At 48.5% G+C, this 14,871-nt stretch carries 6 protein-coding genes and 1 CRISPR repeat array; all 6 genes read right to left on the reverse strand.

All coding sequences use genetic code 11. From position 1 onward, the window contains the following. Positions 1-356: 356 nt before the first annotated feature. The 6 genes from OCU43_RS14805 to cas3f all read right to left on the reverse strand — a co-directional run bounded on the left by OCU43_RS14805 (position 357) and on the right by cas3f (position 14,503). Complete coding sequence (locus OCU43_RS14805) at positions 357-2,216, reverse strand: sensor domain-containing diguanylate cyclase (RefSeq protein ID WP_091357128.1); 1,860 nt, start codon at positions 2,214-2,216, stop codon at positions 357-359. Between the two features lie 776 nt (positions 2,217-2,992). Continuing rightward, positions 2,993-7,101: direct repeats of the CRISPR family, unit length 28 nt; unit sequence TTTCTAAGCTGCCTGCTCGGCAGTGAAC. A gap of 130 nt (positions 7,102-7,231) precedes the next feature. Next, positions 7,232-7,798, reverse strand: coding sequence for a type I-F CRISPR-associated endoribonuclease Cas6/Csy4 (gene cas6f, locus OCU43_RS14810; protein ID WP_175483483.1), 567 nt, complete (start codon positions 7,796-7,798; stop codon positions 7,232-7,234). A 5-nt stretch (positions 7,799-7,803) separates the two neighbouring features. Further along, complete coding sequence (csy3, locus tag OCU43_RS14815; protein ID WP_091356622.1) at positions 7,804-8,808, reverse strand: type I-F CRISPR-associated protein Csy3; 1,005 nt, start codon at positions 8,806-8,808, stop codon at positions 7,804-7,806. A 2-nt stretch (positions 8,809-8,810) separates the two neighbouring features. Next, positions 8,811-9,743 carry a type I-F CRISPR-associated protein Csy2 gene (csy2, locus tag OCU43_RS14820; RefSeq protein WP_091356619.1) on the reverse strand — a complete coding sequence of 311 codons (933 nt, stop codon included), beginning with the start codon at positions 9,741-9,743 and terminating at the stop codon, positions 8,811-8,813. Then, positions 9,740-11,110 (reverse strand): type I-F CRISPR-associated protein Csy1, encoded by a 1,371-nt coding sequence (csy1, locus tag OCU43_RS14825; RefSeq protein WP_175483482.1) that lies wholly within the window; start codon positions 11,108-11,110, stop codon positions 9,740-9,742. Before csy1 ends, csy2 begins: the two co-directional genes overlap by 4 nt. A gap of 57 nt (positions 11,111-11,167) precedes the next feature. Continuing rightward, the gene (cas3f, locus tag OCU43_RS14830; protein ID WP_091356614.1) at positions 11,168-14,503 is read right to left on the reverse strand and encodes a type I-F CRISPR-associated helicase Cas3f; all 3,336 of its coding nucleotides are present in this window, start codon (positions 14,501-14,503) and stop codon (positions 11,168-11,170) included. Positions 14,504-14,871 lie beyond the last annotated feature (368 nt).

Raw genomic sequence — 14,871 nt, forward strand, 5'->3', positions numbered from 1 at the left:
CGGTGGTTAATCTGATTTATGTTCGGGTCTGTGAAAGTGCTGCGGTTTTTATCGCTGCAGGATGCAGCTCCTACGATTAAAGCGATAACTCCACTTTGCAATGATCGATGATCTGCCAACTGTTGTGGGAGCCGCTTTAGCATGCCCTCTGGGTGTACGGGCATAGAGCGGATCGCTGCAGGATGCAGCTGCTACAGGTTACGAACTTAATGTCGGGATGCTATAGATCTGTACACATATATCTGGATGTTTCTCTCTGAAAAGACATAGCATAAGGCTTTACCACAGAGAGCACAGAGGACACGGAGAAGTGCCCGTTATTTGGTATTCTCTGTGCTCTGGGTGGTTAATCTGTTTTATGTTCGGGTCTGTGAAAGTGCAGCGTTTTTTATCGTTGCAGCAGACGCTAGTTCAACACAGTTACGACCATGGGCTTTGGCCCGGTACAACGCCTCATCGGACCGTCCCATCGCTTCAGCCAGTGATTCATTTGACACATCAATAGCTGCCACACCAAAGCTGGCCGTTACCCTGACCGTCAACGCAGCAACACAGACTTCCAGCCCCTCGAGTGCCGCCCGCAACCGTTCAGCCAATTCTGCAGCCTCATGCAGATGGGTCTGCGGCATCAGCAGTGCAAACTCCTCACCACCGATGCGCCCAAACAGGTCAGCGGAACGCGTCAGCGTCTGCAATAAATTGATGGCCGCAATCAGCACCCTGTCCCCCGTCGCATGGCCGTGGTTATCATTGATCTGCTTAAACATATCCAGATCGATCATCACCACCGCCAGGGGTGTTTGATAACGTCGGGCTCTCTCAAGCTCTTTCTCACCCAGCTCATAGAAGGCTCTGCGGTTCAGAACCCCGGTCAGTGAATCGGTTTGCGCCAGCAACTCAGCCTGCTTCATCGCCTGTTCCAGTGCAGCGGTACGTTCTGACACCAGCCGTTCAAGCTCTTCCTGCTCCTGCTGCAGATGAGTAATATGCAGCAATTCAGCCGCCTCTTTTTGCTGTTTCAGATAATTAATCCGGTCTGCCAGTGCCAGGGAAAGCAGCACACCCTCGATACAGAAACCCAGTGGTGGTGAAAAGTTGGTGACAAAATCAGCGGGGATAAGGCCAACATTGCGCGTCACCGCGATAAGCATTGCCAGACTCCAGACACTCCAGCCAAGCACATAAAACCGGGCATCGCTCCTGCCCTTTTTATATCGCCAGATACCGATCAGTGGAAACAGTACCGTCGCCAGCGCATACAGCAGCGTAAGTTTTAACGCATATCCGCGCTCACCAAACAGATAGCAGAGCATCGCCAGTGCAGCGAAAACAAACAGGGATTGCAGCAGCCGGTCAATATTCTGTGACCCTCGGGTATTCAGGAAACTGCGGGTAAACTGGGTTGCCAACACCAGCGTCAGCAATGAAAAAAGGATCGGCGCTAAATCAACAAACTCTGTACTTCCCTGCCATAGGTAACGATAACCCAGGCCGGTATTGGCCAGCAGAGCCATCATCGCCGCCATAATATACAGGGTATACCAGATATACTCGGGCATTCTGGTGGAGTAACCGATAAGCAGATTATAAAACACCACCAGAACGCCCATACCGATGAAAGACCCGATAAGAAAATAACGCTTGGCATAATGCTGGGCGAACTCATCAGGCGTCCACAGGGACAACTTGGTCTCAGCCAGCCCCGGCTGATTATATGAGAGATGCACCCATACCCTCTGCACGCCCCCGGATGGTGTCGTTACAGGGTAAAGGTTGCTCTCTGCAGCAACGGCACGATTAGCGATTGGAAGGTGATCACCACCGCTCTGAACTGCGCCACCATCAGTATAGAAAGTCACATGATCCCAGTGGGGGTGAACGACTTCCAGCAGCGATACCAGAGGCTCGTCACCACTGTTTTTCAGATCAATACGCAACCAGAAACCGGAGCCACTGACACCAAAGTTACTCTTACCATCCGGCAGCGGCGCAAAACGAGAAGCCTGCGGCTCGCGGCGCACCTGTTCCAGCGTATAAGCATGGTCGGCATCTTCCAGATAGCGAACGCTCATCCCGGTGCTGACATCCGCCATGCTGGATGACAGATGAATCAGCGGCTGAGCCTGACAAAAGGTACTGATCAACAGCACTAACAGCAACACAACAAGACGCGCTGCAAACCCACAACTATGGTCCGCCCAACATTGATGATCCATCTGACGATGGCTGTTAATACTAAAACCCGGAGTTTCCATGATAATAATCAGCGGCCTGAAAGTGCGGTCCAGCGAGACAGTGCAACAGTTGAAGTCTATCAGATAAAACCTCACGCTCCCCAGGAACAGAGGTTTTACGTTTAGATTGAGAACTAAGTTTATACTGCTTCCAACACATTAGTTCGTTTCATGACGCCATTTTGAGTACACCAGCATACCTTCTGAAAGCCGCTTCTATTCCCCTACCTTGACATGGTAGCGGTCTAAGACACTGATCACACTCAGCCCTCTGGGTAGCTCGTCGCGATGCTCAGTCGTACCTGTGGGAGTGATTACTTTGAGCTGCAATCGGCGCGAGGCGCACCTCCCACAAAAACATCACCACTCAAAAGCATATTTACCACCGAGGCCACAGAGAGCACAGAGAAAAGCACATGTGTAGGAGCCGCTTTCAGTGGCGATAAGCATTCTCTAAGCGGCCTCGACTCGAGCTGCCTGCTTCGTTCTACCTCCTCCATCCCTGGAGTCGTGTTCGGCAGAAAACACTGATCAAACTCAACCCTCTGGTTACCTCGTCGCGATGCTCAGTCGTTACCTGTGGGAGCGACGTTAGCATGCCCTCTGGGTACCCCGTCGCGATTACTTTTAGCTGCAATCGGCGCGAGGCGCACCTCGCACAAAAACACCACCACTCAAAAGCGTATTTACCACCGAGGACACAGAGAGCACAGAGAAAAGCACATAGTGTAGGAGCCGCTTGCAGTGGCGATAAGCATTCTCTAAGCTGCCTGCTCGGCAGTGAACTCGCAGGCGATAAAACCGCCCCGGCATGAAATTTTCTAAGCTGCCTGCTCGGCAGTGAACCACCATCGACAGAATACGTGAGTTGTGGCCTTTTTCTAAGCTGCCTGCTCGGCAGTGAACGAATGAAGCATGCCGTTGTAGGTTATGGTTCTTTTCTAAGCTGCCTGCTCGGCAGTGAACGAATTCTCATGGATAGAACTCTCCGTTCCTGCTTTCTAAGCTGCCTGCTCGGCAGTGAACGTTTGATTGCCGAAGCAGTGCTCGCGGCGATATTTCTAAGCTGCCTGCTCGGCAGTGAACATTTCAGACCCCGGAAAGTATTTGAGCGCCCATTTCTAAGCTGCCTGCTCGGCAGTGAACATGAGTCATTCACATAAAGCCGAAGCTGGGGATTTCTAAGCTGCCTGCTCGGCAGTGAACGTTGCTGAATGGTTCTATCAACACGATGGGCATTTCTAAGCTGCCTGCTCGGCAGTGAACCGCCAGTGACCATATTTTCAATATGATTGATCTTTCTAAGCTGCCTGCTCGGCAGTGAACACTACAGACGGTCATTGCCGCTGGAATACTCTTTTCTAAGCTGCCTGCTCGGCAGTGAACTTACGGGCCACCGCGTTAAAGCTGGGTTTGCTTTTCTAAGCTGCCTGCTCGGCAGTGAACAACTTCATCAGCCGAATGCCTGATTTTGGACATTTCTAAGCTGCCTGCTCGGCAGTGAACAAATACTTTCCGGGGTCTGAAATAATCTTGTATTTCTAAGCTGCCTGCTCGGCAGTGAACCGACGGTCTCGCCAGTAACCCCCACAACTGGTTTTCTAAGCTGCCTGCTCGGCAGTGAACTTCGCCGTGTTCTTGCTTCACCAGGCTGTTGATTTCTAAGCTGCCTGCTCGGCAGTGAACAAAACTTATCTCCTCTACTGACTTCAATCATTTTTCTAAGCTGCCTGCTCGGCAGTGAACTTCATCCCCCGGCTGGTTATCCAGCAGCAACTTTTCTAAGCTGCCTGCTCGGCAGTGAACGTAGAAAACCCGGTATCAGAACCAGCGGTTACTTTCTAAGCTGCCTGCTCGGCAGTGAACCCTCAGTTATGATCGCAGAAAGCTCGCCGGTTTTTCTAAGCTGCCTGCTCGGCAGTGAACAACCCTGGGGTTGATGGGGCTATTCAGGGTCTTTTCTAAGCTGCCTGCTCGGCAGTGAACAACAGTGAAACTTCGCTGATCTCTCTCAATGCTTTCTAAGCTGCCTGCTCGGCAGTGAACTTGCGCCGCAATACCAGCGCCGCTTTACGGGTTTTCTAAGCTGCCTGCTCGGCAGTGAACGGGAGACCTTCGTTAAAGTTGCGGGTTATCTTTTTCTAAGCTGCCTGCTCGGCAGTGAACAAATCAGTAGCCTGACTCGCAGTGGTGCTTTCTTTCTAAGCTGCCTGCTCGGCAGTGAACGTTGCGGCTTATGCAGCATACCGGGCAAGCAATTTCTAAGCTGCCTGCTCGGCAGTGAACGAGTGGAGGGAGTACCTTTGTCTCCCGGTAGGTTTCTAAGCTGCCTGCTCGGCAGTGAACCTGGGCGATATCCAGAGTAATTAATATCCTGATTTCTAAGCTGCCTGCTCGGCAGTGAACCCTTTTGAGTCAACAAATGCTACCGGCTTGCTTTTCTAAGCTGCCTGCTCGGCAGTGAACTGCATGCTGGAGCTGGTGCAGGGATTCGGGGATTTCTAAGCTGCCTGCTCGGCAGTGAACCCCAGCCAGCAGCGGCCTTATAAACGCCTCATTTTCTAAGCTGCCTGCTCGGCAGTGAACCTATCTGCAATGCACCAACGTGAATTGTGGCTTTTTCTAAGCTGCCTGCTCGGCAGTGAACACGTACCAGGTGTTTTTCACTAACGAAAACGGTTTCTAAGCTGCCTGCTCGGCAGTGAACGTGGATGGAAAAATGGCTTGAAGAAATTGAACTTTCTAAGCTGCCTGCTCGGCAGTGAACATCGCGGCCCGTTGCTCTGAGATTGTCGCAGATTTCTAAGCTGCCTGCTCGGCAGTGAACTGCTCTCAATGCGGCTGGTAAACGGTTTGCTTTTTCTAAGCTGCCTGCTCGGCAGTGAACTCATCACCCGCCCACCCGGGCGGGCTTGCATTTTTCTAAGCTGCCTGCTCGGCAGTGAACTGGGCGGACATTTGGCTTTCACACGCGAAACTTTTCTAAGCTGCCTGCTCGGCAGTGAACCTATATTTGATATTGGGGGCCGTCTTAATCCATTTCTAAGCTGCCTGCTCGGCAGTGAACCGTCAAAAACGTTTTATAGCCACCTTTTTTCATTTCTAAGCTGCCTGCTCGGCAGTGAACGCAGAGGCAATCCGGGTAAGTGGCCAGTGTGATTTCTAAGCTGCCTGCTCGGCAGTGAACAGGCTGCGGCTCGATTGATTGAGCAGGGTTTTTTTCTAAGCTGCCTGCTCGGCAGTGAACCATTTAAAGCGCCTCAATCGGTTGAGGTGTGGTTTCTAAGCTGCCTGCTCGGCAGTGAACAATTACGATGGTTCATACTCTGCGCGGCGTCATTTCTAAGCTGCCTGCTCGGCAGTGAACGTTACCACTGTAGTCAAACAGCTCTGAAGTCTTTTCTAAGCTGCCTGCTCGGCAGTGAACTAAGCTGGGCTTGAGTAGCCCGGAGGATATAATTTCTAAGCTGCCTGCTCGGCAGTGAACCTGCATGCATAATGTCCTTCAAAGATGCCGGGTTTCTAAGCTGCCTGCTCGGCAGTGAACGTAGAATTTTCCGCCCTCCGATGTCATTTTCTTTTCTAAGCTGCCTGCTCGGCAGTGAACCAGATCGAACGAGAAGAGCAACTGCGCAGTATTTTCTAAGCTGCCTGCTCGGCAGTGAACGAACACGCCTTGCTCTGCGTAAAGAACCGGGCTTTCTAAGCTGCCTGCTCGGCAGTGAACGGCGAACAGCTGCAGGGCTATAAGCTGGTGTTTTTCTAAGCTGCCTGCTCGGCAGTGAACGCAAACCACCCGGGCTGCCTTCACCTACAAACTTTCTAAGCTGCCTGCTCGGCAGTGAACGTCATCAGCAAGACCGTAACATTCCGCCACCTTTTCTAAGCTGCCTGCTCGGCAGTGAACGATACGTACTATATGTCGTTGAACGGCGGTGCTTTCTAAGCTGCCTGCTCGGCAGTGAACTCCTACTGACTGGCTGATAAAGCCGGTCGGCATTTCTAAGCTGCCTGCTCGGCAGTGAACATGACGAGACAAGAAATGCTTGAGCGTCTGACTTTCTAAGCTGCCTGCTCGGCAGTGAACGCGACTGATAGTTGAGAATAGCAGTGTAGTCATTTCTAAGCTGCCTGCTCGGCAGTGAACGCTTACGGACATCATCAGGCCTGTCCAGCGCCTTTCTAAGCTGCCTGCTCGGCAGTGAACCACTCGGGGTGGTGTGCTTGAATTCCGGGTGTTTTCTAAGCTGCCTGCTCGGCAGTGAACGTTTGCTGGGAATGGGTGGGATGGGGTTGATATTTCTAAGCTGCCTGCTCGGCAGTGAACCTGGTGCGATTGATCTGCTATTTGAGTACGTATTTCTAAGCTGCCTGCTCGGCAGTGAACCAGCGTAGCTATAAACATAACCCGGTTCTATTTTTCTAAGCTGCCTGCTCGGCAGTGAACATGAAAGCCTTGAACGGGGCGGCGCTTAGTTGTTTCTAAGCTGCCTGCTCGGCAGTGAACTGGCCGTATCTGGTCGGCTGATGGTCAGTATTTTTCTAAGCTGCCTGCTCGGCAGTGAACATAAAGTGACCGGAATTACAGAGATATTCAGCTTTCTAAGCTGCCTGCTCGGCAGTGAACGCTGGCAACCTGGCTGGCGCTTTGACAGCGCTTTTCTAAGCTGCCTGCTCGGCAGTGAACCACCATCGGGACAGAGGCATGGTTTAGTAATCTTTCTAAGCTGCCTGCTCGGCAGTGAACTCAAACTCAGCCCAATGCATCTCACTACCATATTTCTAAGCTGCCTGCTCGGCAGTGAACATAGAATATCAGCGAGAATAGCAGAAATAACATTTCTAAGCTGCCTGCTCGGCAGTGAACTGAAGTATAACGCAGAAAAAAATAGCTGCATCAAACACTTAACCCGATATTAGTAAAAATACCAATGATTTTAGTGCTTTCTGCAACTATCTGTTTTTTAACAAGTTTTTAAAGAGCTAAAATTAAAGGGTTAAAACCAGGGTACGGTGCCGCCTTTAGACAGGCCGTAAGCATTGAACTCCCCTTCAACCGCTTTACCCTGCATCGCCTGTTCTATAAACAACATGAACTTTGGCTGCCCCGTGGTATAGCTTTTCAGCGTAACGTGGGGACAGTTCTTAGGTTGTCGATATTTCGCAAATATCGCTTCCTCTAATTCCGCGTTCCATGTTCCCCGTGCTTTATGCCTTTTTACCAATCGCCTGATATCGCTTTCTCCCTTTACGTGCCTGCGTCGATACAAGGCATAGCCCTTCACCTTTTCGGGAACCATTAAGACATCGGTGATCAGGGCGTAGTTCGACAGCACAGAATCATCACGTGCCTGCTCAAGCAGCCTTTGCATATCCTCAGATGTGCCATGCAGGCGTACAATTCCACCTAATGCCCTCGCCTGGCCATAAGCCGGGAAACTAATTCCTACACGCCCTTCATAGGATGGCAGTAACCCATGTAACGCTTGCATTAGCTGTGCGACGATAGCGGATTGCAGCAACTCGGGATCGGGGATCGCTTTTATTTCAAAATAGCTATCCATAATCATTATTCCTTGCCGCTGGCCCCGAAAACCCCACCACGAATAAGTACCGACATAATGTAATGTTGTTGCCCGACACCAGGCTTAGTGTCATTGAGTACCCAACCATCAAACAAGCTGTAAAAATCCTGCTTTTGTTTAGGCTGACGAAAAGCTGTACCTAAAGTGGTCACCGCAGCATACGGTTCCGCAGCGACAGGGAATTGAGCATCGGGATACCAGGTGTCAACCGTGCGGATAGCATTGCTGATTTTCTGTGAGTGCATACCGGCGATATCATGCTTTTTGTAAAGCTCTTTGCTTTTGGTTTTACCGGTATCAAGCACCAGTTCCTGAGATGGATAGACCTCTTGTCCGTAGCCTACTTTCACTTCTGCTTTGACATAAAGAATGACAAACGTCTCACCTTTTAAACCCTGTTCGATGAAGGCTGATATTTTGGCAACATCCGCATTAACATCATCAAAATTCGTCAGTGACAGTTTTTTTGCATCGGCTATTTCCGCAACAGAGTCGTCACCATTAGCCGATAAAGATACCGTTACTTTAATTGTTTCTGCACCTAAACGGTTGCGCCACAACCAACGCGCATTGGCGATGTTTGCAGCATAGCGACGGGAGAGTTCAGCAACACCCTGTTCCGTTAAATAACTATTTACGACTTCGAGTAATTTAGTTTGATAATCCTGGTCATTACAGACGCTTGGCTTGCCAGTAAAAGGTAAAACCTTACAACTCCATTTTACTAATAGCGTGTCGCAATCGTGATCTAATGCAGCAACATCTACCGTTTGTAGGTTAGCCTTTTCGATCTCTGCATCCAATTTTGCCGGATCATTAGCAATAGCTGCTTTCTGTCTGTTACTGATGGTGCCTCGTACCGATTTAGTTTGAATACCTACCGGTTTTAATTCCGTGGTTTTTGAGTGACTATCAAATTGCCAGAAAAAAGCGTCTGAAATATCTAAGTTGCGCTCAAAAGCTAATACGCTAGCGGTTTTTAATGTCATGGTTACTCTCCTTGAAGACCATTACTGGTTTGGGTCATAAGATAAAGGTTGTCGCTTTGACTGTAGCGCCAAAAGCAGCTTGATAGATCATTGGGTAAACGATTTGGGAACAACCATTTGCCTAAGCTATAAAGGGCTTCAACATAATGGCTTGGGTAATCGACAGTGCGACAATTCTGCAACTGCCCTGGATCGAACTTCGGATTTAATGCCTGATAACCAACCGGCATAGGCACTAACCAGCCCCTGCCGGTTTTAGGGCTTCGCGTTTTCCAACCGCTCTTGCTGACTTTTGTGTCAACCGGCACATGATGCAACGTTGCCACTTCAATTAAGGCATCCAGGCTATTGGCCTCGGGGTTTGATTCTTGCAAAGTACGGGTAATATCGACTAAATCTTTCTTTGCATCCATTAATACAAATGCTGGTAATAACGACCGTTTAATCTGCTCACCATCACTGGTATTGAAAAAACGAACCTGCTTAATCGCTCTTACGCTGCCCCCTGCCATGCGCTGTTGAAAGATTATTTGCCGACAACGCTCTTCGATGTTGTCGATATCATCATCTATATCTCTGGCTTCTTTTCGACTGGCAGACACCTCTACAACCAAGCTGACTGTCAGGTGCACTTTCCCCTCTTCAACAATGGAAGCGGTCTTACCATCTTTTTTGATCGGGTTACGCGACTGATTGAAGCTGTAATCAGCATAAGCATGCGGGCGATAACGCTGCACCTGAATATCATGACAGGCGATTAATACACCAGACAAATCAAGCGTAATACCTGCTTCCACTAATTTTCGATTGAGCGCATGAACCGCGCCAAGAAAGCCGGAGATGGCCGGAAATCCATACGTGAGAGGGCTTGATATCGCATTCGCGTTTTCAATTTCAATGCGGTCTAACAATAGGTAATGACTTGGATTACTCATGCAAATATCTCCTTCCCTGAGCGCAAGCTACTTTTAATGGCATCCTCTATTTCTCGTTGCCACTCTATGTATTGCGCATCACCAAAATCCTTAGCAAGGTTTTTAAATCGCTTTTGAAGGCGAGCGTTAATCCATAACGAAAACTGATCAACGATGGTCGCTTGCCAGTCGCTGGACAATCTGTTTTCAGCGAAGTCTTCCTCACCTTCTAAGTCTGCTCTATACGGATCTAACCAATATTTTTCATGCATGCTGAGTTGATAGTCTTTACTCCATCCCGGTGTATAGGTTTGCTGAATGTGTTCAGCCAACACAAAAATACTCGCGAGAATTAAGTCCAGTGCATCTTTCCGACTATCACGCACGTCTATGGTTCTTCTAAACTCTGAAATCACCTGATAAAGCTGGCTAAGTCCTACGCCACAACACTGCACAAGCCGCACATCAAATAATGATGTCTGTGATTTTGTAATACGGTATTGCGACTTAGTGTCATAGCTGGGGGGCATTGAAGAGAGTAAATAGCTACGCCCGCTCTGCTTACTGGTTAACTGGCTTATATTCTGGGGCTTAGTACCGCCAAGACGAATAATGGCGATATCTGGTATCGACCGATAAGGCTGCTGTTCTACGCTCTTCTTTTTTCTATTTTCTCGTGCCAGTTTATTTTCTTCACTAAACCGTGAATGATTTATTTTCTGAAACACCTGACTCGTCAACGCAGACGGATACAGCGGCACCACGGCAACATAAGCATCATCGGCAATCGCATTATTCAATGGCCACAGCAATTGCTTATTACGCTCGTAAGTTATCGGTTCGTCTATCACATTATCTAATGCCGCTTTGAAGCTGCTGGCATATTCGGCAGACAACTCAGCATTCGAGCTAAATGCACCTTCCACCGCTGGGTGTTGTGACTGAATCAATGTTCGCAGTTTTACGCCATTGCCCGCCTCTACTTCTTCCTCAAAAAAAGTCGCGAGTGGCAAGGCAGCAGCATTGCCATTTGCATCTAGCGGCAATTCACTCAACGTTTGCGAACCAACAATACCGTCTGGCAGAGGGGGTGACGTATCAAAGTTTAAGTTATCACCCTTAGAATCTGGATGAATCCCCTTTGAAATGTGTGTACCAAAATATAGCTGCTTCGCCATTCTATGGGCAGCATCCGGCATCCAGTTTTCTAGCTCATATCTGGCTTGAGTCGCGGTGATCTTAGTCTGCAACGAGGCGATTTTTTCCGCATCATTGGCAGCGTCTAACTTATCTAACGCTTTTAATTCTGGCTCGAGTTTTTTATCACACTGCGTTTTTAAAAAACGCAGAACCGTGGCTTTCACTTGCCCTTCCGTTATGGTTTCCATAAGCACTCCTTGTGTACTCATTTTCCAAAAATGTATTTTTCAATATCAGTGAATAACTCACTGCCAGAATCCTAACCACGGGTGATACCACCAGATGCGGTCTTCACGATTTTCCAGAGAGACCGAGGCAAACTGCCAGGCAATGCGGGATACATTAGACTCATCCCGTTTATCTGCCAGCTCTTGCAGCACCTCATCTAACTCGGTTGTCAGCCACGGTGATACCCTGTCGTTGTCAGGACTAAACTCCGCAAAGCGGATCTTCTTGCTCTGAAATGTGCAGTGATTAAGGTCTTCCCATGCGTCTTCTGCGTATGTGAATTTGTAGCCGCTTGGATCATCTGTCACCGGCAAGCATACAAAATCATCCTGAGGACCATCACTGGCACGAAATGGACTGATTTTTTGCAAATGTGCCGACGCGCGATTACCGTTATTTTCGCGCCAAAAGGCACTTACGAAGTTATCGCGATTGTTAAGCAGTTTTTGCATTACAGCATGCTCTAAATCGGCCAGACTCTCTGTTGGTTGCAACTCGTTAGAACGCACGATTCTTGCTACTGAATCCACATTGGCCAGTTGGTCTGCGCTAATTAAATCCCGACAAAAATGACTGCTCAGGACGAAATCCCTACTCTCAAAACCAGGCCGGACAAACGCCAATTCACTCCCTTTCAGAGCAAGAATATTTCTATCCAAAATCAGCATATTGGGTTTGTCAGCTACGTTATCGGGACGATGACGCCATACTCTGCCTGCCAGTTGAATAAGAGATCGCATCGACGACGGTTCGACAATTGCCCAGTCATAATCATGATCTCGCCCTACCTCAGCCACAGGACTGGCCACGACAATAAAGATTTGATGCTTGGCGGGATTGGTACCTATCGCAGTTTGTATCTCTTTGTGTGAAAAGATGGCGTTAGGCTCAACACGGGTCAGAATCCGGTCGAGTTGTCTCTCCAGGGCATCCCTTAATATCAATAACTGTTTCGCGTGATAGCAACAAAGATGAATCTGCGTATCGGTATCAAAACCGGCTTGTTGATAAAGAGCGCGAACTAACCCAATAATAGGTTTCACATTCGCCATGCGCACCAAACCGATACTGACTTTTTTTCCAGTCTTAGGGCAGGTTTCTGAATTATTCCGGTGTAGTTGAATCGCGCCGTTTACTACCTCAGCAGCCAGTGCATGCATATCAACTTTTTCATTCTCTGGCGGTGGAGGCAGATCAAGAGGCAGTATTTCTGCATGACGCCTTGGCCGTTGCTTACCAAGTTCTTTCGCTCGTTTTTGTGCAAACTCTAGGTGGGCTGTTGTGTATTGATCGACGTTCGCACAAATTACCTGCTGTTGTTTATATTCATCGAACCAGGCACAACAGATGGGTAAACCCGGATGAATCCCCATATGGCTATTCCAGATTTTTCGACCCGCCGCATAGGCTTGATATAATCCCGCAATCAGATCAGGCGTCAGGGTAGCTGAGGATAACAACACCTTACTCCCATACAGGCCAGCCATGTGAACTAAGCGCGACAGCGCAGGCAGATCCGACTGATCAAAATCATCTGGTTCGTCTAACACTAAATCACTGGTCAGCAGACGAAGAGTTGGAGCGATGTATCTTCCGCCTCTGACGCATTCCGATGCCTGCATAATGTGATCAACCGTACAGCTTACTACAGGTGCATAGAGCAACTGCCGAGTTTTAGGGTCGGATATCAGCGTACCGAATTCATCAGGTAAAATATCGCCATCAACCCATTCACTTTTATCTAATAGTTCTTCTAGCGACTCACTGCCCTGATCTTCAAACGTCATGCTGTTTCGTTCAGTTTGTGCCAGGTCAAAAAGCATACGATTAGCAGAACCACCAACGAGTACCGCCAGATCATCCTCATCCAGAGAAAGTCGCTGGCGCAATGCTTGTCCCGTTTGCAATGTCAGCACACGCAACCCTAAAGCGATAGTGAAACGCGCACCGGTTTCCGGGTTAGCTAAGGCATACATAATTCGGGCATTAGCTAATGTTTTCCCGCGCCCCGTTGACGCCATATTTACCCCAAAGAACCCTTGATCCTGGGCTAGAGGTTGTAACTTCTGTGCCAGCGCAAATGCGCCGTTTTGCCATGAGTAAACAGGATGCCTGGTTTGCTCAGTAAATGCTTTAAGCTTATCCGACAGGCTTGGTAATGTTTGCACTAGCATGGGGATTTCAAGTGCGACTCTTTTGGCAAATTCGCCAACGCCTATAAGGTGTTCATCCAGTGCTTGTTTTACTTGACGGTTTTTATCAGTGTTAGCGGCCAGTTTAGCTAAAAAGTCGGCATCCCCTTTTACTCGTCTTCTGTCTTCGCCATTGGGGAGGCTGGAGTAATTATGATCGGCCAACATCAAACACAGCCGCGCAAGATTCATAAATAGTGGGTCGGATATGGTTTGCGTTGCGAGCACTCGTAACGGTGCACAGTCACGCGCTTTTCTGGCCCAGCGACGGACGCCTTTTTGCCAGCTTTTGCTTGCCATTATGACGTCTTTTAAACGCCAAAAATCTTGATTATTCGGCAGCTTTTCATTTCTAACCCACTTATCAAACGGCTCTATGCTGGCGAAAAACTCATCAACATCTAACTCGTCACCCCATTCTTGGGCATTGCGTTGTTCTGACTGGCGATTTCTTGTCTCATAGCGTGATGGCAAGAAAGTGGGCATACGGTGGTGAGTAACAATCAGCCAGGCAACCAGCTTTGCTAAAGGGGGGAGATAGTCTAGTCTTTTAGACTTTGCATCGCCTTCTTCAGAGTCATTTGGTAACTGTTCTCTCCACTCAGGATTATCCCGCGTAAAACCGTCAAAATCCATTAATCGGGTTAGCCATTCGTCATCGGTTTTACAGCCATAAATCATTGCCTGAAACAGCCTTAGGGAAAGCCATTCGTGACGATAGGGATCACCCATATTCTTGCCACTGTTATTCAGTAATTTATTCTGAAAACCAATTGTCGCCTTGCCAATATCATGCAGAAGGCCAGATAGAACAGCGATAATCTGAATGCTGTGCGCGTGAACCCACTTTGTTTCATCATGGTTAATGGAAAATGCTTTATGTGTGCTATTAACTGGCACCTGGCCAAGCTCATTGAACTTTCTTTTATTCCCCACCACCCACACCAGATCAGAGCGGGAGCGACTGCGTATCCAATGACAACTTACCGCTGTGCTTTTACTCGCGGTTTTACGTAGCAGTTTTTTAACCGCCAATAGCCCTTCCTGCGTAATGATAGTTTGCCAGGTGTTATCGCCAATACGATCCGCAAACGCATCCAGCACTCGTCGGGTGCGCGCCAGCGCTTTCTTTTCGCATTGAGAAACAAAGGTGACCATCATGATTGAAGCTCCTCAAGATCATTTCAAACAAGCCATGACCAAATCGATGATTTTCCTCAGCAGCATCATTATCTGTATACGCTCTTCAATAGAGAGCTTTACCAGAAAATTACGACCCATTCTCACCAGCCGTAATATGACTCTCCGAACAAGTTTAAAAAATAACATCCAGGCCTCTCCCATCAGGAATGGCTATAGATTAAAATTCAACCAACTCTATGCAACCTAATAAAACCATCTTTAAATATATTTATAATTCTCTCAATAATATGTATGATTCAACTTCTACCGAACAGGTAGCTTAGAAATAATAAAACCAACCTTAATGTCTTAACTGCCGAACAGGCAGCTTAGTAATAGGGGGAGGG

This window comes from Amphritea atlantica (assembly GCF_024347255.1).
In the GTDB taxonomy this organism is placed as follows: Bacteria; Pseudomonadota; Gammaproteobacteria; order Pseudomonadales; family Balneatricaceae; genus Amphritea; species Amphritea atlantica.